Annotated in this window: 20 protein-coding genes; 8 read left to right on the top strand and 12 right to left on the bottom strand. The window is 38.7% G+C overall.

Annotated features, from left to right (window positions below; all coding sequences use genetic code 11):
- Positions 1–7: 7 nt before the first annotated feature.
- A complete protein-coding gene (locus tag V3I05_RS04030) occupies positions 8–2,053 on the top strand; it encodes a hypothetical protein (RefSeq protein ID WP_343354097.1) in 2,046 nt (681 codons plus the stop codon).
- A 128-nt stretch (positions 2,054–2,181) separates the two neighbouring features.
- Here the strand turns inward: V3I05_RS04030 and V3I05_RS04025 are convergent, their stop codons facing one another.
- The 9 genes from V3I05_RS04025 to V3I05_RS03985 form a co-directional block, all read right to left on the bottom strand.
- Positions 2,182–3,393 (bottom strand): GDSL-type esterase/lipase family protein, encoded by a 1,212-nt coding sequence (locus tag V3I05_RS04025; RefSeq protein ID WP_343354093.1) that lies wholly within the window; start codon positions 3,391–3,393, stop codon positions 2,182–2,184.
- Between the two features lie 10 nt (positions 3,394–3,403).
- Positions 3,404–4,573, bottom strand: coding sequence for an SGNH family hydrolase (locus tag V3I05_RS04020; RefSeq protein ID WP_343354091.1), 1,170 nt, complete (start codon positions 4,571–4,573; stop codon positions 3,404–3,406).
- Entirely contained in the window at positions 4,573–5,985 is a 1,413-nt protein-coding gene (locus V3I05_RS04015; RefSeq protein WP_343354090.1) for an MBOAT family O-acyltransferase, read from the bottom strand. Before V3I05_RS04015 ends, V3I05_RS04020 begins: the two co-directional genes overlap by 1 nt.
- An 80-nt stretch (positions 5,986–6,065) precedes the next feature.
- The gene (locus V3I05_RS04010; protein ID WP_295697783.1) at positions 6,066–6,872 is read right to left on the bottom strand and encodes an ABC transporter substrate-binding protein; all 807 of its coding nucleotides are present in this window, start codon (positions 6,870–6,872) and stop codon (positions 6,066–6,068) included.
- On the bottom strand, positions 6,869–7,648 hold the full coding sequence (locus tag V3I05_RS04005) for an ABC transporter ATP-binding protein (protein WP_300742491.1): 780 nt from the start codon (positions 7,646–7,648) through the stop codon (positions 6,869–6,871). Before V3I05_RS04005 ends, V3I05_RS04010 begins: the two co-directional genes overlap by 4 nt.
- Positions 7,645–8,625 carry a FecCD family ABC transporter permease gene (locus V3I05_RS04000; RefSeq protein WP_425531741.1) on the bottom strand — a complete coding sequence of 327 codons (981 nt, stop codon included), beginning with the start codon at positions 8,623–8,625 and terminating at the stop codon, positions 7,645–7,647. The genes V3I05_RS04005 and V3I05_RS04000 overlap by 4 nt, the downstream gene beginning before the upstream one ends.
- A gap of 113 nt (positions 8,626–8,738) precedes the next feature.
- The gene (locus tag V3I05_RS03995; RefSeq protein WP_295697774.1) at positions 8,739–9,467 is read right to left on the bottom strand and encodes a methyltransferase domain-containing protein; all 729 of its coding nucleotides are present in this window, start codon (positions 9,465–9,467) and stop codon (positions 8,739–8,741) included.
- Positions 9,455–10,096: a pimeloyl-ACP methyl esterase BioG family protein gene (locus V3I05_RS03990; protein ID WP_343354088.1), complete on the bottom strand. Its 642-nt coding sequence runs from the start codon at positions 10,094–10,096 to the stop codon at positions 9,455–9,457. Before V3I05_RS03990 ends, V3I05_RS03995 begins: the two co-directional genes overlap by 13 nt.
- Entirely contained in the window at positions 10,093–11,238 is a 1,146-nt protein-coding gene (locus tag V3I05_RS03985; RefSeq protein ID WP_343354087.1) for a pyridoxal phosphate-dependent aminotransferase family protein, read from the bottom strand. Before V3I05_RS03985 ends, V3I05_RS03990 begins: the two co-directional genes overlap by 4 nt.
- Before the next feature lie 394 nt (positions 11,239–11,632).
- Between V3I05_RS03985 and V3I05_RS03980 the strand changes: the two genes are divergently transcribed.
- Genes V3I05_RS03980 through V3I05_RS03965 form a run of 4 tightly spaced genes read left to right on the top strand, consistent with a single transcriptional unit; the run spans position 11,633 to position 15,366 of the window.
- On the top strand, positions 11,633–12,463 hold the full coding sequence (locus tag V3I05_RS03980; RefSeq protein WP_343354086.1) for a flagellar hook-basal body protein: 831 nt from the start codon (positions 11,633–11,635) through the stop codon (positions 12,461–12,463).
- Between the two features lie 38 nt (positions 12,464–12,501).
- Positions 12,502–14,172, top strand: a complete 1,671-nt coding sequence (locus tag V3I05_RS03975; protein ID WP_343354085.1) for an N-6 DNA methylase — start codon at positions 12,502–12,504, stop codon at positions 14,170–14,172.
- Between the two features lies 1 nt (position 14,173).
- A complete protein-coding gene (locus V3I05_RS03970) occupies positions 14,174–14,647 on the top strand; it encodes an acyltransferase (RefSeq protein ID WP_343354083.1) in 474 nt (157 codons plus the stop codon).
- 5 nt (positions 14,648–14,652) lie between these two features.
- The gene (locus V3I05_RS03965) at positions 14,653–15,366 is read left to right on the top strand and encodes a di-trans,poly-cis-decaprenylcistransferase (RefSeq protein WP_343354081.1); all 714 of its coding nucleotides are present in this window, start codon (positions 14,653–14,655) and stop codon (positions 15,364–15,366) included.
- Between the two features lie 4 nt (positions 15,367–15,370).
- Here the strand turns inward: V3I05_RS03965 and V3I05_RS03960 are convergent, their stop codons facing one another.
- Positions 15,371–16,072: a hypothetical protein gene (locus V3I05_RS03960; RefSeq protein WP_343354079.1), complete on the bottom strand. Its 702-nt coding sequence runs from the start codon at positions 16,070–16,072 to the stop codon at positions 15,371–15,373.
- Positions 16,073–16,167: 95 nt separating this feature from the next.
- Between V3I05_RS03960 and glyS the strand changes: the two genes are divergently transcribed.
- Together glyS and V3I05_RS03950 are read left to right on the top strand one after the other, a co-directional pair.
- Positions 16,168–18,243 carry a glycine--tRNA ligase subunit beta gene (gene glyS, locus V3I05_RS03955; protein ID WP_343354077.1) on the top strand — a complete coding sequence of 692 codons (2,076 nt, stop codon included), beginning with the start codon at positions 16,168–16,170 and terminating at the stop codon, positions 18,241–18,243.
- Positions 18,240–19,361, top strand: a complete 1,122-nt coding sequence (locus tag V3I05_RS03950; RefSeq protein WP_300742498.1) for an ABC transporter permease — start codon at positions 18,240–18,242, stop codon at positions 19,359–19,361. Before glyS ends, V3I05_RS03950 begins: the two co-directional genes overlap by 4 nt.
- 16 nt (positions 19,362–19,377) lie before the next feature.
- Here the strand turns inward: V3I05_RS03950 and V3I05_RS03945 are convergent, their stop codons facing one another.
- Both V3I05_RS03945 and V3I05_RS03940 read right to left on the bottom strand, forming a co-directional pair.
- Positions 19,378–19,950: a DedA family protein gene (locus tag V3I05_RS03945; protein ID WP_343354076.1), complete on the bottom strand. Its 573-nt coding sequence runs from the start codon at positions 19,948–19,950 to the stop codon at positions 19,378–19,380.
- A 70-nt stretch (positions 19,951–20,020) separates the two neighbouring features.
- Positions 20,021–20,674: an ABC transporter ATP-binding protein gene (locus V3I05_RS03940; protein ID WP_295697745.1), complete on the bottom strand. Its 654-nt coding sequence runs from the start codon at positions 20,672–20,674 to the stop codon at positions 20,021–20,023.
- Between the two features lie 238 nt (positions 20,675–20,912).
- Here V3I05_RS03940 and bamA point away from each other — a divergent pair, with 238 nt between their 5' ends.
- On the top strand, positions 20,913–23,153 hold the full coding sequence (gene bamA, locus V3I05_RS03935; RefSeq protein ID WP_343354075.1) for an outer membrane protein assembly factor BamA: 2,241 nt from the start codon (positions 20,913–20,915) through the stop codon (positions 23,151–23,153).
- Positions 23,154–23,160 lie beyond the last annotated feature (7 nt).

Raw genomic sequence — 23,160 nt, 5'->3', positions numbered from 1 at the left:
GGACAAAATGAAAAAAATACTTTTGTGGATACTTGGTATCTTTCTAGCACTCATAGTACTGATTCTTGGAGTGCTTTTCACACCTCCAGGTAATGCGTTGGTAAAGAGTATCATTCAAGGACAAGTGGACAATTATGCGTCTATCAAGCTTGATGTGGAGAAATTCTCTCTAGGATTTTCAAGCATAGATGTGCTTATCACGCATAATGATAAGATTCTCATTACGCTTAATGGAGATTTCTCCCTCTTTTCCCAAACACTTGATTTGATATTCAAAGTTGATGCGAGGGATATTTCTCCGCTAGGGGAACTTGTGGATACGCCATTGCAGGGTGCATTTATCATTAATACCACGCTTAAAGGCACGCTCAATCGCCTTGAAATTCACACTATAAGTGATATTGCAAAATCTTTTACTGATATTGTGCTGCTTTTAGAGGATTATTCACCTACTTCTATTAAGGCACATATCAAAGACTTGCAAATTAGAGAAGCTCTTGCTATGGGTGGCATGAAGCCTTATGCAAGTGGGGCACTTAATCTTGAAGCAGATATCAAAGGCGATGCGGAGATGAATTTTAATGGTAATGCGCTTTTGGGTGTTGCGCAAGGCTTGGTTGATAGCGCATTAATTAAAAAAGATTTTGAAATTGATGTGCCAAAGACCACATTTGTGATTACACTCAATGCCCTTTTTGATATGGATAAACTTAATCACGACCTTAGTTTCAATGCCAATATTGGCAATATCCACTCTCAAGGGCAAACGCTCATTAATGAACTTACCACGCAAACAACCTATGATGTGAGCCTAAGCGATTTATCTGCTTTCACGCCTTTGGTAGGAATGCCTATACGAGGAGCTTTTAGCACAAAGGGTAAAGTTAAGGGTGGAATAGAATCTTTAGTGATAAATGGTAGCTCGGACGTGGCAAACTCTACTACCACCTATACTGCCACACTTGAAGAACTCGCACCTAAGACTGCTGAAGCACATATTAAAAATTTACGTCTAGATACGCTTTTATGGATGATATATATGCCACGCTATGCGACTATGAATTTGAATTTAGATTCGGTAGTGAGCGATTTGGACGCGGGGATTTCTACGACAACAGCCCTCACGCTCTCTGGCACGACTAATAACGCCGTAATGAAAAAGGAGATGGACTTAGATATGCCTAGTACCAAATTCACGCTTAAATCTAATATAGGGCTTGATAAGGGCGTAGGGGAGGCAAATACGACTTTAGATTCTGATATAGCACAGGTAAAACTTGCAAAAACAAGCATCAATCTTAACGATATGATATTTTCTGCTCCTTATGAAGCCACTATCCCTAATCTCAAAAAGCTTAAATTTGCTACTGGTGTGGAACTTGCCGGGGATTTCAAAGCCACAGGTATAGCTAAACTCGCAGAGAACCTCTATGCAGATTTTTATACACAATCGCTCGGGGGTAATATAGATGCTGTGCTTGATGGCAATAAACTCACCGCTTCATTAAAAGATGTCAATACCTTAAAACTTTTCAAAATTGTGCAACTCCCTGAAGTCTTTAGCTCGGATATGAATGGGGATTTAAACTATGATACCTTAACAGAAAAAGGCACGCTCAAAGCTGTTCTTAGCAATGGCAAACTGATGCCTAATCAAGTAACAGGGTTGACTGCTAAATACCTAAAGACGGATATTACAAAAGAAAGCTATGAAAATGCGGGGTTAAATGCGGTGATTGATAAAAATATCATCACTACTGATATTGGCTTAAAAAGTGCTAATACTACTATTGCCGCACAAGGAGCGAGTATTGACACAGATAAAGGCACGATTAATGCTGATGTAAAATTCCAAATCAAAGATAAATATATTTATCTCAAAGCTCGCAATAGCCTCTCCTCACCCACTATTAGCATTGATGCAAATGAGCTGATTAAGGCTGAAGCGAGTAAGGCAATCACTCAAGGTGCAGAACAAGCCATTGATAAATATATTAAAGATGATAGGGTAAAAGAAGGAGCGCAAAAATTGCTTAATAATCTTTTTAAATAAGATTTTTGATATAAATGATACGTTTTGAGTAAAAATAACAAGTAAGTAGGCATATCAAGCTAACCTTTATTTAAGCTATTTAACATCGCTTTTTTGCAAGATAGACTCTCTTAAATAAAATTTGTGGATTATTCAAGTTTCATAAGTTCATAATAGAGTTTATCGGCGATGAGTCTATAACCATTAGGGAGTAAATGCACATCGGGTTTTGCGAGATTGGCACTCTCCCATTTAGCTTTGCCTCCGCTTTCATTGATAAAATCCTCCATACTAAAAAGCATTATTTGCTTCTCTTTAGCAAGTTTAGCAATGGCAGTTTTAACAGGGTTGGCATTTTTGGTGAGTTTATATACGGCTTTTTTACGTTTTGTCGCATTGCTTACCTTTTGCACTACAGGCGGAGGCGATAGGAGTAAAATATTTGCATTTGGATTTGCTGCCTTTATGGTGTCAATCAAATTGCCATAATTTTTCAAAAAAAGTGCTTCGTTAAAATTACTATAAAGTGCGTCATTTGAGCCATAGCATAATATATATAAATCTGCTGGGAGGATACGCATTTGCTGCATAAACAGCTCTTTATCCCATTTGAGCCAAATATCTGCCTTAGCTCCATTGATACCAAGATTCTCAATGATATTGTTTGCGCCTTCTTCATTGGAGATAAATAACCCTCCAAGCAGCACTTTTTCGTTGAGGGCGTGAATGGTGATAGGATAGCGTAATTTAAGCGTGAGAATCTGCCATACAAAGGGATGTTTAGCGTTAATAATAAATTGCTGCTTTGCGCTGTCCTCAATTACAAGCGCACTATTTTGGTTAGTGGATTTGAATATGATTTTGCTTAGGGTTTGTTCTGTGGTGTTTTGAGGTGAGAGTGTGATATGAGCGGGTAGCTCTATAGGTTTTGCCACTATGCCACCCAAGGGATATTCATCAAGCTCATTATCGCGAGAATTGAGGACTTCAAAATTAGAGCTTTCATGTTTGAGGGCGATATGCTGATGATAAGCAGGAAATAAAGGATACACCAAACCAAAAGTATATTCTTCAAACATCAATCCTCGTAGCCTATGGGAGATAAAATCCCCAGCAATATGTGAATCTCCCAAGATTCTAATAATGAGATTTTCCCTTGTTTGTAGCTTTGCTTTAAAAGTGGGAGATATGCCATTTTGGTAGTTTTTTATACCGCTTGTAGATTCTAAGAGGTTCTTGCTTAATGTGGGAATCTTGGCGACTTGCTCGGGTTTGCCCAAAGCAATACCTATGGATTTGAGTGGATAATCTGCACAAAATGCAAATACGCACAAACACAAATAGAGCAGGCATATTTTCATAGCATTTCCCCTATTGCTTTTTTATAGAATCTTCTAGGGGGTTAATCTCAAGTGCATTGAGAAAGATATTTGCCATTATTTGATATCCCTTTGAAGTGAAATGTACCCCATCATCATCGCGCACTTGCACACTTTTGCCACTTTTATTTTTGATAAACGCAGAATACTTCCCCCCTTGTGTAACAATGCCATTGCTCTGTAAAAAATATTCCCCACCACTTCTCATTTCGCGCTCATACAGGCTATTAAGATACATAAGCTTATCATTAAGGGATTTTTCTCTCACAGAAGGAATCTCATACCAAACTATACGAGCGCCATTGGATTGGGCTATGATAAGGATTTCTTCTATGCGCTGAGTGTAGATTTCCTCCCATAAAGGGCTTTTAAAGGCAATATTTTTCTTTATCGTCCAAGGATCGTTTGCACCCAAAAGCACAACCACAAGGGCAATATTGTCATTTTTACTAAAGGCATCTTTAATTGCCTCCGCCCAATCAAAATAATGCTTGTAGGTTAAGCCTGTGCTGTGTTTGCTAAGGTCGATTCCTTGCAGATTCACTTTTTTAAAGGTTTTTAGCATATAGGGGGCGACACCTTGCATCATAGAATCTCCCACAAGTAGGACAGATGAGCCTTCTTCAATCTTTATTCGGGGATTGCTAATAGCGCGTATAGGTGTGTAACTCTCCACTATGGGAGACTGAATCTTTTGAGGTTGGTTTGTTGCTACTTCTGCTTGTATCTCCGTATGGGAAGATTCTTTATGATTAAAAAAATGGCGAGTATCCTCTATGGGTATACTCTTGGCTACTTCACTATGGGGATTGTGCGGGGGAGGGGGAGTAGTTTTTGAAATGGGAGGTTTAAGAGATGGAGTAGAATGTGGTGTTTTACTTTGCTCCTTTGCTGCTGTTTTTTGAGGGCTTTGATGAAAACTAAAAAAATTGCTAGAGAGGGTATTGAGAGTATTTATAGCACCATCTGTATAGGTAAAAAGTATATTCTCTTGTAGCATTGTGTTTTGATAGATAATATTTAAGACTTGGGTAAGGGGATGCTGGGATTCACTAAAATTGTGGTATTGCTGCTCTATATATATGAGTATGGAGCTATGCAGTATGATGAGAAGCTGCAAAAGTGTGAAAAAGGCGATAAATATAAATTTTGCCTGCTGCATTAGAAACTCGCATAAATAAAATGAGGTATGCCAGAGGGCATAATGACAATACATAACGTAAAAATGACACTTAAAATGATGGGTTTAATAATCCACGGAATAAAAGCTAAGGCTTTTTGGCATATTTCCATAGAATCGTGCATAAGAGGATAACATACAAAAAGCACAAGAAATCCACCAAGTAACGCCCACGTATAAAATGGCACAGGTAGAGTAAAGCCATAATAAAATGCAAGAAAAAATCCTCTCACCTCTTCAAGCGAATGATAGTAAAAGAAAATCCAGCAAAAACTTACAAAAAGGAATGTAAAAAATGCTCCTACAAAAGGCACATTATGTAAATCAATTCCAAGTTTTCGTAACACATTGAGCCAAACAATACCGAAGCCGTGCATTAGCCCCCAAATAAGAAAAGTTAGAGTATTGCCATGCCATAAGCCAGAAAGCCCAAAAGCGATAAGCACAAAAAGTTGTGTGTTCAAAAAACCCTTTTTATTTCCACCAAGTGGGATATAGATATAATCACGTATGAAGGTTGAGAGGCTAATATGCCATCTACTCCAAAAATCTTTCAAATTTTTTGCCATATAGGGCATATTAAAGTTAAGCGGCAGGGTGAATCCAAGCATAAGTCCAAACGCACAAACTAAATTTACATATCCGCTAAAATCACAATAAAGCTGAATGCTGTATGCAAAAAGTGCGCTTAAAAGCTCTAAAGCATGGTATTCAAAAGGGGTATTTAAGATAGGCATAGCATAAATGCCTAAATAGTTTGCAATAATTGCCTTTTTCACAAATCCAAATAATATAAGGGTAATAATCATATCAATCGAGCCAAACTCACGTTTTGTGTGATATTGAGAGAAGAAAGATTCACTTCTCATAATGGGACCTGCCATAAAAGTAGCAAAAAATGAAAGATAAGTCGCCACCCCAACAAAGCTTTCTAGTGCAGGATTCTCTTCTTGATAGTAATCATCTTGTGCAAGGTATTTGCTATTTTCATACACAGAGCACAAATAGGTGATAGAAGCAAAGGTATAAAAGCTAATGCCTAAGGGAAAGATAATATCTATTTCTAAAAAATCAAGCCCCAAAAGCGCAAGAAGCGCGTCAAACTCATCTTTAATATATGAATAATATTTAAAGAAACACAAAAAAAGTAACACAAATATCATAGAAGCAAGAAGCGCAAAACGCGTTCGCAAGCTATCGATAAAAAGAGCAAGGGAATACACAAGGCAGGTATAGATAAGCACAATGAGGGCAAAATAGGGGCTAAAAAGATAAATAACAAGGTAATTAAAAGCAAGGAGAGAGAGGTTACGCCACGATAAGAATGGAATGCTCCAATATAGAATAAAAAATAGCAATAGGAGAATACTAAATTCAATAGAAAAAAAACTCATTACACATTCTCTTGTGGTTGGAGGTATCTTAAGTGATAGATTATAACATAAAACTCACTTAAGATACCTGCTTTAAGTTTCTACTCTTTATTTTGTAATATCTCTTTAAATGCCTTGATATGTTCTACTATGCTAGGACTTACGCGCAAAAGAGAATAAGTATGTGGATAGGCAAAAATATGATTATTTTTTGCTGCTTTTGTGTTTTTTAGGGCGGGATTTTGTTTTAGAAGTATTTGTGAATCTTTAGCTTCAATGCCTAGAACAATCATATCTGGATTTGTTTTTAAAATAAACTCACTTGAGATAATGGGGCGATCTATCTCACTTGGGGGTGTTACATTTTTCACGCCAATAAGGGCAAATATATCGGCTATCACAGAATTATCTGTGAATCCCATAAGAGGGTTGCTTGAGAAGAGAAAAAGTGCGCTTTTGTTTAAAGGCTCTTGTTCTAGAAGCAAAAACTCTTCTTTAATGCGGTTATTAAGCGCGATACCGGCTTTTTCCTTATGAAGCAAGGTGGCTAGGGTGGTAATATTTTTTTCCAAATCACTTAATCTTTTTGCTTGAAGATACATTGTTTTAATCCCTAATTGCGCTAATCGCTCTTGCAATCCCAAAGAATACGAGCTAAGAATCACAAGCGTAGGCTTAAAAGAAATGATTTTTTCAATGGAAGGATTTGAGAAGCTCCCCACACTTGGTAGCTTTGATGTTTTATCTTTTGGGGCGATGTTACTATGCTGCAAATGTGCAATAGCGATAATCTCATCTCCACTCCCAAGCTCATAGATAATCTCAATACTTGCCGGGTCTAGCACCACTAATCTCTCTTGTGCAAAAACCATACACACAAAACCAATCATACAGAGAAAAATTTTCATACATACTCCTTTGAAATAATAATATGCGCTTTGCCCTTATGAGACATTACTTCGCATTCTAATCCATAAATGTCTTTTAATATTGGTGGCTTGAGTAGCTCATCACTTTTCCCATCATAGCGCACTTGTCCGTTTTTAAGAAAAATGAGGCGATGGCAAAAGAGGGAGGCGAGATTCACATCGTGTAAAATAGCTATTATGGCGATATTATGCGTGCGGATATAATCCTCACACAAGGAAAGAAGCTCGATAGAAAAATGTAAATCAAGCGCAGAGGTGGGCTCATCAAGACAAAGTATGCGGGGATTCTTAAGCAATGCTCTTGCGAGCAAAACACGTTGGAATTCGCCTCCACTAAGTGAAAGGATATTGCGCGTTAAAAAAGATTCTATTTTGAGTGTATTTGCTAACTCCCGCATTGATTCTAAATCGTCCTTTGTATATCCGCCAAACATACTTTTTAATGCGCTATATCGCCCCATAAGTAGCACATCTTGTACTAAAAGAGGCATATTTATGCCTGATTTTTGAGGCACAAAGCCAATAAGATGTGAGAGCTGCTTCATATCATAAGATTCTATAGGTTTATCAAAGAGCGTAATGCTACCCTTTTGCAATGGGATAATGCCGAGTATATGCTTTAGCAATGTGCTTTTGCCTGAGCCATTAGGTCCTAGAATACCTACAAATTCGCCCTGTGTAATGCAAAATGACACATCTTGTAATAATATTTTATTATCAATGCGATATTCTAAGCCATTCACACGCACACTCATATACTTCTCCTAGCATATAATGCAAGATACAAGAAGAGAGGCGCACCAAAAAATGCGGTAATAATCCCTATGGGTAATTCTACATTAAGCGCACTTCGTGCAATCCCATCACAAAATAGCAAAAAGATACCACCTAAAGCCGTGCATAAAGGTAAAACAATGGCATTATTATAATCTTTAAGCAATAATCGCACGATGTGGGGGATTACCAATCCCACAAAGCTAATCAATCCGCTAAATGCCACACTAAAGGCTACACCAAATGATGAAACAATAAGCAAGTTGCGTTTAAGCCTTGTGGCATCTACGCCAAGATTCCGTGCCTCCTCATCGCCACTAAGGATAATATTCATCTCATAGCGATACATATAAAAATAGAGCATACACAATATAAGCGGGATACAGAGAATCCCCACCTTATCCCACGAGCTAAGTCCTAAATATCCCATAAGCCAAGCCACAATTTTAAACGAGCTTTCTCCAATGTAGTAGATAAAAAGCGAAGTGAGCGCACCCAAAAATGAAGAAATGGCTATGCCAATGATGAGCAAGGTAGTGATGTTAGCATATTTGTGGAGCTTAAAAATTAGCAATGAAAAGGCAGCACAAAAGACAAATCCTAGTATGCCAAAATAAAAATCAGCCAAACCTATTGCATAAGCCACCACTGCTCCAAAGGTAGCTGCTGAAGCTATGCCAATAATATAGGGATCAGCTATGGGATTGGCAAAAATACTTTGTGTAACGCAACCACACGATGCAAGGAGCATACCAATGAGTATTGCCATTATGATACGTGGCAAGCGCACATCAAATAAAATGCTTTTATCCACTCCTACTTTACTTTCTGTGCTAAAAAATACCCCTAAAAGGCGAGATATACTCCATATCTCATCACCTATAAGCATAGATATGCCTACTCCCAAGATATACAAACATATCAAGCCATACTTAATAATATGAACACGAGAAATCACCATATAAACCTTGAATCAATAACTTTATGATACTTGTATAAATCACTTTACTAGAATAATTAGAGATTATAAAACAGAAAGGTTAAAATAAAAATAATAAATAATATTATTTTTTAAATACGTTTTGTTCTGCAAGAAAGGAGTAGGTAGATGGGGTGGTAGGTGAGTGTGTTATGAAATTGCAATTCATACTCTGTAAGCATTTTTTTAGAGATGTAGCCACCTCTTTGCAGGGCATTCACACCGCTTTGCTTTAAATGCCTAAACACATCAAGCGCACTAGGGAATTGCAAACTCAATAGCTCATCGTGAAAATAGAGAATCTCAAAATATTGAGTCAATATATCACGCATCGTTCCTAGCTCCATATAGGGCAGTCCCTGATGTGTGATAGCCCTTACCTCATAGCAGTTTTTCTGCCCAAATGTGCTTAAAAGACACAAGCCATTGGGGGCGAGAATGCTATGAATCTCGCTTATGCTCTTTTCAAAATCAAGCCATTGCAGAGAGGCATTAGAGAGGATTAAATCAAATTTGCATTGCCACAAAGGGCTGTTGCGTAAATGTGCCATATCAAAAATATGATATTCCACATTTGGCAAATCCCTCAAATCTACGCCATAATCGTTAATATCATTGCAAATATAAGATTCATAATGCAATATCGGCGTGAGTAAGCGCATAAGCTCTCCATTACCCGCGCCAAACTCAAATATATGTGTAAATTCCCTCCTGTGTGTGCGACTTAATATCTCAACGAGTCTATGGCGCATTTGCCTTTGGATTAAAGCGGATTGCGCGTAAGTATGCTTCGCTTGGAGGAATCGCTCTAAATAGTGCATATTTCCTCCCAACTTTGAAAGGCTAGGAATGCAAAATGCGGCGCGGGAGATTCCACAATACGCACAGGCGGAATGCGTGAATCAAAAAATACCTTTGAAGCACTAAAGGGGAAAATCTTATCATTTAGCGATAAAAATGCTACATCATAGCTAAAATCTTGCAAGTGAGGCTTATTTAGCGCATAATTATAAAGGCTTTGTAGCTCTGCTTGTAGCTTATCTTTAGGGCTTAGGGGCATATCGCTTTGTGTGCCAAAAAGCGCGGTTTTAAAATCAGGCACATTAAGATGTGAGATAGTCTTTTTAAACACAAGCGGGTGAATCCCAAAATGTCTATCAATGCCGATATTTGTGCCATTAATGGCAATTTTGCGATGAAGGTTAAAAGTAGAGATAAAATGCGGTGCGATACTCACCCCCATAGAAAAGGCAATGAGGTAGAGCATCTCATATGAAGCGAGGCTATCAAAAAATGCTTGAGGTAGCACAAAATCCCTGTAATCATACACCATAATCACATCACAATCCGCGCTAAGATGTGCAAAATGTGCTGCTTGAGTAGCAAATCCGCCAAAAAATATAATACATTTCTCGCTCTGTGCGTGAGTATGCAAAAAAGTATATTTCATAACAACGCCTTGATGATAGATTCTATATGTGCCTCATTGAGTGCGGCATTGAGAGAGAAGCGAATGCGTGATGTGCCTTTGGGGATAGTAGGCTCTTTAATCGCTGGGGCGAAAATGCCTCCTTGCAAAAGATTGTTGGAAATCATATCGGCTTTTGCATTGCTCCCACAAAGCAAGGAGATGATATATTCATCGCCTAATATTTTAAAGCCTTGTTTTAAAAGCGCATCTTTAAAAAAATGGCTTATGTTATGCAGATTTTGCCTTTGATTATGGAATCTTGCAAGATTTGCAAAAATGAAATGACTCCAAGCGACATTTAAAGGCGGGAGGGCAGTAGAGTAGATAAACGCCCTTGCTTTATTGATAAAAAATGCTTTAAAATCACTGCTACACAGCATACACGCACCTACAGAGGCGATGGCTTTGCCAAAGGTGAAAACTAAAAAATCTATTTTCTTATCTAGTCCTAAGCTTTTTGCATAACCTAGTCCACTTTCATCAAAACAGCCCACAGAATGCGCCTCATCGACATAGAGTAAGATGTTTTGATAGCGTTTTTTAAACTCTGTGAGTTCTTTTAAGGGTGCGAAATCCCCGTTCATACTGAAAAGTGCTTCGGTAATAATGATCATATGCTCATAGTCTTTGTGATATTGTTTGAGTAAATTTTCTAAAGATTCTAAATCATTATGTTTAAAGCGCAAAAACCTGCTTCCACCCAATCTCAAGCCATCAATCACACTTGCGTGTATGAGTTTATCAGCGATTAAAAGGGTGTTTGGTAGGGTGCTTAGAGCTTGTATGCACGAAAGATTCAAATGATAGCCGCTATTAAAGTGTAAAACTTCTTTATTTTGAAAAGACTTTGCTAGGCTGCTTTCAAATTTTTCGTAAATGCTAAAATTCCCACTTAAGCTCCTGCTGCTTGAGCTTGAAAGATAAAAATCTTTTGCATCAAGTTGGCGCAAAAACTCATCTTTTAAGCCCTCATCTTTAGTTAAATGAAGGTAATCATTCCCGGCAAGATTAAGCAATTTTTGCCCTTTAAAATATACATACTGCCCCTCGTGTGTAAGGGTTTTTAAACGGCGATAGTTGCCTTGTGTTTTAAGATCTGCTAAAATCGTATCAAGTGGCATTATTTAGTCTTTTACAAAATTTTTAAAATACATATCAGTTTCCTCTTACGCTTCTTATTTCATTTTCTCTAAGTAAGATTCTAAAATCATATCATAGCTTCCCTTACCACTCAAAAATCCCTTCTACTTTACAAAATTGTTAAGATTCTAACAATTTTCTCGGTTTTATCAGCTCTAGCATTGCCATTCACCTTAAGGAATCTATAATATCTTATATTTGTCTTTAGAGTAGCCCTAGTGATAATATTTCCTGCTTTGTGCTATCTCTTTATGATGTCAAAATGATTTGTAATGCACAAAGCCTTGCTGGTTCTATGAATTTTTATATGTTTTTTGAATATTAAGGAATATGTTTTGCTTTTCAATGGGGGTAATTTCATCATAAAGGGGCTTTATGCAAAGCGGATATTATAACACCACTGGCGGTATGGTAACGCAGTTTAACCGCCTTGATTTAATCTCAAATAATTTAGCCAATCTCAACACCACAGGCTTTAAGCGCGATGACGTGGTGATTGGTGATTATTTGCGACTTTATGAAACGCACAAAGAGCAGCTTCCCATAGAAGACCACACACGCAAGGCTGCTAAATTTCTCAATCGCACACTTGATAGAGTGCCTATCATCAGTGAGGAATACACCGATAGAAGCGTGGGGAATCTCACTCAAACGGATAATCCGCTTGATTTCGCCCTCCAACGTGAAAATGCCTTTTTTGCTATCCAAACACCTGATGGAATCCGCTATACCCGTGATGGGAGCTTTAATATCAATAGCGATGGGCAGATTGTCAATAAAGATGGGTATTTGGTGCTTAGTCGCAATGGGCTAGATTCTGGTGAGGGGCTTGTAGTCTCTGCGGGATTGCACCTTGAGGCTGATAAGAATGGCAATATCTATGTCCGCAATCTTAATAATGACGCCATCGCCGAGCAAATCAATCTCGGCGCACTTGCCATAGTGGGCTTTGAGAATCCGCGATATTTAAAAAAAGTGGGTAAAAATCTCTATGAATACCCAAAAGAGCGCGAGAATGAACGAGAAATCGTATATAATGATGTCCTCACACAAGGCTTTGTAGAAAAAAGCAATGTCAATGCGGTGCGTGAGATGACTGCGTTGATTGAGACTAATCGCCTTGTGGATATGTATTCTAAAGTAATGAGAAGCCATATGGACGATCTCAATACAGAAGCAATTACAAAGCTTGCTGTCCGTGCTTAAAGAGATATGATTTTAATGCAATTTTCTTAAGGGGAATGATGAAAGAGCTGCTTAACTGCTTTGAATATATCAAACGCTATCATATTGATATGTTTGATTCTATTGCTATTATGCTAGAGATGTTTTATCTCAAACGTCATTGTCCCGATTTTATAGAATCTCTCATCGCCCTTGCAGTAAAACGAAAGCCTATTTATGAAGAATATGCTAATGCCCTTAAAAGCGCGCTAGGAGAGGAGCTTTACACTCCGCTTAATCCGCATTGCAATTTGCTAAAGATTCTAAAAGTTATCTTGGGAAATGACGTTTCAAACCGCACGATTGAAGAGTTTTTACACATTATCACGCAAAAAAAGACCACACATAAGCTTTTTTCCTATTCGACGCCTTTAGAGATTAATGAATTGCTCGTAGGGCTACTTGATATCAAACAATCTCAAAGTGTGTATAACCCCTGCTATGGTATGGGGAGCTTGTTTTTTGCTATTGCTAATGCCGCTCATCAGTTTGAACTCTACGGTGAGGAGCTAGAGAGTGCATTAGTGCGAATAGCTAAGATTATTTGCAAGATTTTAGATCTTAGCTCCTCGCATTTGCTTTTGAATAATATCCTTAAAAATGAGCAGTTTAAGCATCAAAAATTTGATAAAATCATTTGCAATCCCCCGCTTGATAGCCATATCGGCACACAATTTTTAAAAGAAGATAAACGTTTTGCTACTTATGAGACATTGATTAAGACCTACCCCGAGCTACTTTTTCTTATCCATTCACTTTCCTATCTTAAGGATAAGGGCGTGTTTATCCTCCGCACACAAACCTTGCTGAAATCTTCCATAGAAGGGCGATTGCGAGAGAGGCTATGTGAGGAGGGATTGATAGAATCTATCATCGAGCTACCTAAAAATATTTTCCCCCATCAAACCTATGATTTTTCTATCATTGTGCTTTCTCCCAATAATGAATCTATACTTCATATTAACGCTAACACGCCATATTTTTACCATAAAGATGGCAAATACAATCGCCTTATCCACCTCAAAGAATTGCTTGATATTTATCGCTACAAGCACACAGGGGAGCATTCCTCCCTCACGCCCCTTTCTCAAATCAACCCGCACGATTTAAGTGTGAGCGCCTATGTCCAAAAGCCCACTTCAAGCCATACAAATCACACAACCCTAAGCGCACTTGGCACAAGCGTATTTCGAGGGCAGCGTGTCTATGGTGGGAGCAAAGATGAGAAGATTATCTATTTTGATTTAGGCATTGCAGATTTTACAGATTATGGATTTTGCTATGAGTTTTCTACACAGCGATTTAAGGGTGATATACATAAGATTCACAAATACAGCTTAAAACCCTATGACATCGCTATATCCATTCGTGGCACGATGCCTAAATTTACCATTTTAAGCCCAGCGATGAAAGATGCTAAAATAGTGGCAAATGCCGGAATCATTATCGTGCGTTCAAAAAGTCCAGAAATTGCCATAGGGATTTACTGCTATCTTTTCTCTACACAAGGACAGCAAATGCTTTCAAAGCTTTATGAGCGCAATCTAGGCAATCTCAATCCCCTCGATTTAGAGCAGCTCCCTATACCTAATGATTTCACACTCCACGCGCAGCAGACTTTCACGCAAATAGAATCCTATGCCGCACAGCTTAAAGATATACAAGATAAACTACAAGCATTGAGAGGCTAGTGTGAATCCAATAATCAAAGAAGTAGGCATTGTGAATGTGAAATGTGGCAAAAATGTAGTGATTATTACCCCTAGCAACCTCTATGGCTGCACGTTGGGTGAAGATGTGTTTGTAGGACCATTTTGTGAGATACAATGTGATGTGTATATTGGCAAACGCACACGTGTGCAATCCCATAGCTTTATTTGCTCATCTGTGTGTATTGGGGAGGATTGCTTCATCGGGCATAGTGTGGTATTTATCAACGATACCTTCTCTCAAGGTGCTCCCGCACCGAGTAAAGATATGTGGAAATCTACAAATATTGGAAATCGCGTGAGTATTGGTTCAAATGCCACGATTTTGCCCGTGAATATTTGCGATGATGTGGTGATTGGTGCGGGAGCTGTGGTGAGCAAAGATATTATGCAAAGTGGATTTTATGTCGGTAATCCCGCAAGATTCTTGCGTCCATTGGTAGATTCTATAAGGTAGCAAATATGAAAAAGCCCTCCTTACAGCATATTGCTATCATAATGGACGGCAACGGACGTTGGGCGCAAAGTCAAGGTAAAAAGCGCACACATGGACATAAAGAGGGCGCAAAAATTGTGCGTGACGTAACACAATGGTGTGCTAACCAAAAAATTCCCTATCTTACACTCTATGCCTTTTCTACTGAAAATTGGAAACGTCCTAAGGTGGAGGTGGATTTCCTAATGAAGCTATTAGAGAAATATTTGCACAATGAAAAGCCCGTGTATATGAAAAACAATATTAGATTCCGTGCCATAGGGGATATTAGCATTTTTAGCCATACGTTAAAAAATGCTATTTTAGAGCTAGAGCATCTCACGCAAAATCACACCAATCTCACGCAGATTCTCGCGCTCAATTATGGCTCGCATAATGAGATAGCACGAACTTTTATCAAAATAGCACAAAGCCTTAGCAAAGAGGAGATAAGTACACTTACTCCGCAGGAGGCAATCACACTCATTAATGCTAATTTGGATACAGCTACACTGCCTAATGTAGATTTGCTTATCCGCACAGGTGGGGAGAGCCGCCTATCAAATTTTTTGCTCTGGCAATCAAGCTATGCAGAACTATTTTTTACCCCCACACTTTGGCCTAATCTACGCACAGATGAGCTAGATGGAATCTTAGAGGCATTCTATCTCAAGCAGAGGCGATTTGGCGCTTTAAAATAGCAAATTATTCCTCTAGGATAGTAATGTTTTGTTTTGCTGATTTTGTATTTTGCTTCTGCTTTATATTTTTGTCTTGTAGCTGTGAGATTTTATCTTGCAAATCTGCATTTTTTATAAAATCAATAGCATAGTCTTTTTTAGCAAGTTTTGCAGTGCTTGAGCTGATTTTGGGTATATAGGTTTGTAGAATCTTTACACGTTTTTGCACATCTTTGGCGTATTCTTGCGCCATTTTATCACGTTCTTTGTCCTTTTCCCAGCTAAAGCCCTTGTTGTAGGATTTAATCACTTCATACCAATTCCCCTTACGCACCTTGTGCCAATAGTTTAGCTCCTCAAGTGCAGTAGCAGAGGCAAAATCATCATCACGCATAAGCAGCTCTCCCACCATATTGCGCATAAAGTTCGTATCTTTTTGCTTATGTTTTTTAAGAAGTCCGGGAATATGCGCGTGGTAGATACCTGCTGAAGGGTCAGCGAAATTCACACGATATTCTCCTGCGCAAGATTCTTTCCAAGCAATAGCTGCCATTGTGTAGCCAAAGCCGCTTTTTGCGCCGTATTTAAAGGCTTTTAAAATCACTTGCTTTTGATTCCTGTTAAAATCTTTAGGCTGCACACATTTACCCTCAATTTTATGCAGTGGCAGGGCAAAAGCAGGAGTTAGAGCGACTAATAGCATAATGATAGAATATATTATTTTCAATGTTTTGTTTCCTGTAATATTTATCTCTCTAAATGACTTTTTAATAACTCTGCGTTACAATCACGCAATCATATCTAAAATTTTAAAGGAATAACTTGAAAGCCGCACATTTACCCTTGCTTATTGAAGTTTTTACCGAAGAACTTCCCGCATTGCCATTTTTAAAGGAACTACCCAATATGGTAGAAAAATGGCAAAAAATTGCTAAAGCCCATAATATTGCCTCCACGCCTCTATTATACTTTACGCCTAGACGTATTGTGCTGTATGAGGAGCACTTTCCCACTACCACGCAAGATATGCTGATAGAATCCTATGGTCCCCCTTTAAGCATTGCTTTCAATAATGGCGATAAGACACAGGGCTTAAGCAAGGCAGGAGAAAGCTTTTATAAAAAAAATGGCTTGAGTGTAGATACCACCTTGCAAATAACGCAAAAAGATGGCAAGGAAGTGCTTTATCATACCTACACAAAAAAGGGCGTGGCAACAAGCACCTTGCTTGGTGAAGTACTCATTAAATGGCTTGAATCTTTGCAATTTGGCAAGAGTATGTTTTGGGGAGATGTAAGGCAAAGTTTTATCCGCCCTATACGCAATATCTGTGTGCTTTTGGGTAAAGAAAGCATAGCGCTCAACGCCTTTGGACTGCACAGCAAGGCACAAACGTATGTCCATAGAGATGTGAGTTTCGCCCCTGTGGCAATAGATAGCGCAGAATCTTATTTCCAAGCACTTGATAAGGGTAAAGTCATTTTGAATCAAGATAAACGCAAAACCCTTATTTTAGAGCAAATTCGCAGAATTGAATCCACCCATCACATTAAAGTAGAAATTGATGAAAGCCTCTTGAATGAGATTGTAGCCATTACAGAATATCCTCGTGCGGTGTGTGGGAGCTTTGATGAGGTGTTCTTACGTCTGCCTCCGGAGGTGATTATCATCTCTATGAAGGAGCATCAGCGGTATTTTGCTACTTATATGAATGGGAATCTGCATAATGGCTTTGTGCTTGTGGCAAACAGCACCACAGAGCATCTTGCTCCCATCGTGCAGGGCAATCAAAAGGTGCTCAAAGCAAGGCTAAGTGATGCGATGTTTTTTTATGAAAATGATATAAAAAATGGTTTTAAGGTGGAGGATTTAGAGCAGATTCTCTTTGTGGAGGGGGCAGGGTCTTTGCTTGATAAATCTAAGCGTGAGGGCATTATCGCGCATATACTTTTAGAATCCTATGCGACTAAGATAGATATGCCCTTAGTGGATATGCAGGAGATTCTAAGTAATGCTATTATGTATGCAAAGGCGGATTTACTCACGCAAATGGTGTATGAGTTTCCAGAGTTGCAGGGCATTATGGGCTATTATTATGCCAAGCGTTTTGGCTTCCACCCGCTTGTTGCTTTGAGTATAAAGGAGCAGTATCTCCCCACAGGAGAGGATTCTGTCTTGCCTAGTCATCTCATCAGCGCTATTGTTGCTCTAAGCATAAAGCTTGATAATATCTTTACACTTTTTAGTTTGGGGAAGATTCCAAGTGGTTCAAAAGACCCTTTTGCCCTAAGACGCGCGGCTAATGGGATATTAAAGATTATTTCTTGCTATGAGCTAGATTTTGACTTACACACTGATATAGCAAGGCTCTATCAAGCTGCTGGCTATAAGACAAGTGATTTAAGCCATATAGAATCTTTCTTTTTAGAGCGATTAGAGGGTATGCTTAAAGTCAATCCCTCGCTTATCCGCTGTGTGCTAAATGCTCGTGTGGATAATAAGCCTATGCGTAATCTCCGCAGTATCATCACGCATACCCAAAGCCTAAGTGCATTCTTTGAAAATAGCGATAAGGAAGCCCTTGTGAGGCTCTTTAAACGAGTGGCAAATATTTTAGAAGATAGCATAGAGCCTACGCCCATAATAGAATCGCTTCTCACACTTAATGCAGAAAAGTCTCTCTATCAAGCCCTTAAATCGCTTCAATCTCAACATTTTGCAAACACAGATACGCATATCGCCGCGCTCTTTGCGCTTAAAATTCCTCTAGAAGCATTTTTTGAATCTGTGCTTGTCAATGTCGAGAACAAGGCACTTAAAACCAATCGTCAAATGCTCGTTTTAGAAGCATATAATGAATTTTTACGTATCGGCGATATTAAGGATATTTCATTGTGAGAGACTTTTATTCTACCTTTATTTGCGAGGCAAGAAATATCTTTACATCCGTGTCTGCAATGCTCATTATCTTTGGTGGCTCACTTTTTTATCTCTTTTTGTATCCTACGCCTTATTATGGCGATGTGGTAAGCCCCCAAAAGATTGCCATTGTCGATTATGATGGCACGACTTCATCGCGAGAGATGATTGATTTTTTTAGAGCCTCACCCTATTTGGAGGTGGTGGAGATTCTCCAAAGTGAAGCAGATGTGCAGGATTTGATAGAATCTTATTCTGTCTATGGTGTGATTATTATCCCTAAGGATTTTGAAAAACATATCTATCAACGTATCCCGCCTGTGGTGGCGATTATGGCGAATGCCTCGTATTTACTTATTTATGGGGCAATTGTGAATGCAAGTGCAGATTGCATTAATGCTTTTAATGATTCTCTTAAAACTAAACTGCAAACCCACGAAAGAGAAATTTTACAGCCCTCTTTTATGCCGCTTTTTAATCCCTCAATGGGTTATATTAACTACACACTTGCGCCCATATTGATTTTTATCCTACATCAAACGCTTGTAGCAGGGGCGGGGATTATTGGCGGCACACAGAATCAGCAGTTTGCTCAAGGTGCAAGAAACTACTACAGCACAGCTAATCCGCTTATTTTGGTGTTATCTAAGATTCTCGTATTTTTCTGTATTTATGCGGTGCTTTTTGCCTTTTATTTTGGGTTTGCGTATAAATTTTATGGTGTGTATGTGGGGGCGCATATCCTTGATTTTTGGCTTTTTAGCACGGCTTTTATCCTTTCTACTGCAGCGTTTGGCGTATTTTTTGGTGCTATTTTGCCTAAACGCGCCCTCTCTACCCAAATCATTATGCTTGCTTCTATGCCTATTGTGTTTTTGCTAGGCTTTATGTGGCCAAAAGCGCAAATTGCGGTATGGGCGAGTGCTTTGGTAGGGTTTTTACCCGCATATCACGGCATTAATGGGCTTTTGCAACTTAATCAAATGGGTGCGAGTTTTGGAAGTGTGTGGGAATATTTTGCAAGTTTGTGCTTTTTATGTGTGCTGTATATTGTCGCTAGTGTACTTGTGATTTATAAGAAAACTTTACGATGGTAAAAAGTCTTCATATATGCTATAAGCGTTTTTTTACCTTTTTAGAGACTTGGGTGATAATGATGTATAAAATCATGCCAAGCACAAGAAGAACTATTGGCATAAGATAAGAATGTGCGTCAATCTTTTCAAGCAGCATAATAATACCACTACTTGCATAGTATCCGCATAAACCCACAATGATTGCCCAAATCACACAAGCAATAAGATTAAACATCAAAAATTTTTTTAGATTAAAACGGCTAAAGCCAATAGCAAGTGGTACAAGTGTTTTAATGCCATAGAGATATTTGCTAAAAAAGATAAGCCACGAGCTATATTTTTTGAGCCATAGTTGAGAAAGGGCTATTTTGCGCCTATGTTTTTGCATATACTGCATCATATCTTTTTTTTGATACCGCGCTAAATATGCAAGAAGTGAGCTACCCAGTGTATTCCCTGCACAAGCAACAAATATAGAGATACATAAATCCATCTTGTCAAGTGCACTCATCACCCCAGCAGTAATAAGTCCTACATATCCTCCACCAAAAGAATAGAGAAATAACAGCACATAACCCCATTGCTCAAGTGAATCTATAATACCCTGCATAGCATTCCTTTGCATATTTGTGTTTTATAGGAGTTTAGCATAATTATAATAATAAATATCAAAGATACCTTTATGCTTGTATTTCATACAATGCTCTATCATATAGATGGTAGATTCTATCACACGAAGAGGCAATGTCCTTATCGTGTGTAGCGAGCAAAAGCGCGGCTTTGTGTGCGCGCACATAGGCAAAAAGAACTTCCATTACATACATGGCGGTTTGTTTATCGAGGTTTCCTGTGGGCTCATCGGCAAAAATAATTTTTGGTTTTTTGGTAAGCACACGCGCGATTGATAATCGCTGTTGTTGCCCGCCGCTTAGCTGTCCTATAGGCTGATTGATAACGTGGGCGATATTAAAAGATTCTAAAAGATTTTTATCAATAGGTTCATTTGAGAGGATAGAAGCTACTTTGAGGTTTTCTATACCGCTAAATCCACGAAAGAGATAGTGTGCTTGAAACACAATGCCTATATGTAGCCTACGTAGCAAGAGCTGCTCTTTAGCGCTTAGGGCATATATATCATCATTGCCAAGCAGCCCTACCTGCCCGCTTTTAGGGGGGAGAAGGGTGGAGAGATTATTTAAAAGAGTAGATTTGCCACTGCCGCTTACACCCATAATAGCAACACTTTCTCCCTCGTATATGCAGAGGTTTATATCTGTATAAAGTGTTGTCTCAAAACTATGAGAAAGCCCTTTGGCATTAAGCAGCGGATTCATAGATTATCCTCGCATTTTGTATTTTGAAAGTATGATTAATTATGCCACAGCATATAAAATATTTAAAGATTCCTTTTGAGATATGTCTTTTGCTTTTCCTTAGAGCATATAAGATTAGTGGTGGTTTTAACTATAGTAGCGTAGAAACTATAAAGAAAACAGAATCCGCATAGTTTGGTTATTGGTAATGTTAGAAACTTTTAATATAATCGCGCTTCTATGTGATCTAAGGAATGCGATGAAAAAAATCTGTATGTGTATGCTCTTATGTCTTCAAATTAGCGTGGTGTGGGCTAAGGAGATTAGTGCAGTGAAGTATGAGGGCTTAAATGCGATTTCAAATGTGCTTGCTGATGAAATTGTGAATATTAAAGCTGGAGAGGAGCTTAATATACAAAAGGTTGATAAAGCTGTGAGGGCATTGTATTTACAAGGGTATTTTGAAGATGTATATGCGACCTTCGAACAAGGTGTGCTTGCCTTTCATATTAAGCAAAAGCCAAAAGTTGCAAGTGTGGAGATTAAGGGCTATGGAAGTGAGCAGGAAAAAGAAACGCTTTATTCTCAAATAGGCATTAAAAAGGGGGATAGCTATGATGAGACAAAGCTTAATCGCGCTAAGCTCATTATACGCACGATTTTAGAATATCAGGGTTATTATGGCACAGTGGTGGAGAGCGATATTGCAAAAGTGGGTGATGATGGGGCATATGCCATTATCTTTAATGTCAATCAAGGTGAAAATATCATTATTAAAAAAGTTACCTACAATGGTAGAGAAAAGCTTAAGGTGAAAGAACTAGAAGAGCTAAGTGCCAATAGACAAAAGCAATTTATGGGGTGGCTTTGGGGGCGCAATGATGGGAAGCTCAAACTTGCAGAGCTAGAATATGATAATGCAAGAATCCAAGATGCTTATATGCGTAAAGGTTTCTTAGATGCAAACGTTTCACAAGGCTTTTTAGACGCAAACTTCAATGATTATAGTGCGAATTTGTATTATAAAATCACAGAGGGTGAGCGATACAAGGTATCTGGTATTAAAATTATTTTGCACGTGCCCGTGATTGAAGAAGAAGAATTGCACAAGGTGTTAAAAGTCAAAAAGGGAGAGTATTTTAATATTGAAGATGTGCGGCAAGATATGGAGAGTATCCGTCAAAAAATCGCCGATTTGGGTTATGCCTTTACACGTGTGAGTCCAGATTTAGACAAAGATAGCGAGAATGCGGAAGTCAAGGTGCTTTATCTCATACAAGTAGGGCAAAAAGTAAAGATTCACGATGTGATTATTTCAGGCAATACCCGCACCGCAGACAGAATCATACGACGAGAGTTGCTTTTAGCCCCCGGAGATACATACAGCCTCTCATACCTAAAAGAATCCGAAAATGCCCTTAAGCGTTTGGGATATTTTGGCAAGGTGCAGATTGATGAGCGGCGTGTGAGCGAGAATGCTATGGATTTGCTTGTAAATGTTGAAGAAACTCGCACAGGTGAGCTGATGTTTGGGCTAGGCTATGGGAGCTATGACAAGCTGATGGTAAATGCCTCCATACGTGAGCGTAATCTCTTTGGCACGGGGCAAAGTGGGCAGATTTATGCTGATTGGAGCTATCGCCGGCAATTAGTAAATCTTACATTAAGCAATCCTCGCGTGCTTGATTCTAAATACAGCACATCAGCAAGTGTCTTTCACTCTCTATATTGGAATTGGGATTATAGGGAGCAAACCACAGGCGGCACAATTACCGGAGGGCGATTACTTACAAATACTTTACGTGCCTCACTTAGCTACACACTCTCTACAACACGTATTGTGGAATTTTATGATAGCTCTTTGGAGGCTCTTTATAGGACATATCTTAAAATTGATAATCCCCTCAAATCTGCCATTAGCCCGAGCCTGTATTTTGATAATACCGATGACTACTACTTCCCTAAAAATGGAGCAATTATCTCTGCATATATAGAATATGCCGGACTTGGTGGCGATGAGGAATATACAAAATTCTATGGCAAAATGGCATTATATTATCATCTTAAATCGCTTTTTGGCATTGATTTGATTGCACGTTATAAGACTCAAGCTGGGGCAATTATAGACCACGGCTATGTGCCTATCACATCAAAATTTTATATGGGGGGTATTTCAAGTGTGAGAGGCTATCAAGTCAGCTCACTTACTCCTAGAGATCCCACAGGGCTTATTCGTATCGGTGGGAATTATATGATGACACATTCTGCGGAGTTAAGCTATGGAATCTTAGAAAAAGCACAAATGCGTTTAGCTCTCTTTTTTGACTATGGTATGATTGGTATTAATAATCTTGCTGATACCACTCGCGCATCGTGGGGGCTATCAGTAGAGTGGATAAGCCCAATGGGTCCTATTGTGCTTGTCTTCCCTCGCCCTATCAACGCCCAACCCGGGGATAGAACATCAAACTTTGAATTCACTATGGGAACGAGATTTTAAAATTAAG

Source organism: Helicobacter mastomyrinus (genome assembly GCF_039555295.1).
GTDB classification, from domain to species: domain Bacteria; phylum Campylobacterota; class Campylobacteria; order Campylobacterales; family Helicobacteraceae; genus Helicobacter_C; species Helicobacter_C mastomyrinus.
The sequence above is the reverse complement of the archived record's forward strand: the minus strand, read 5'-3'. Positions and strand labels throughout refer to the sequence as shown.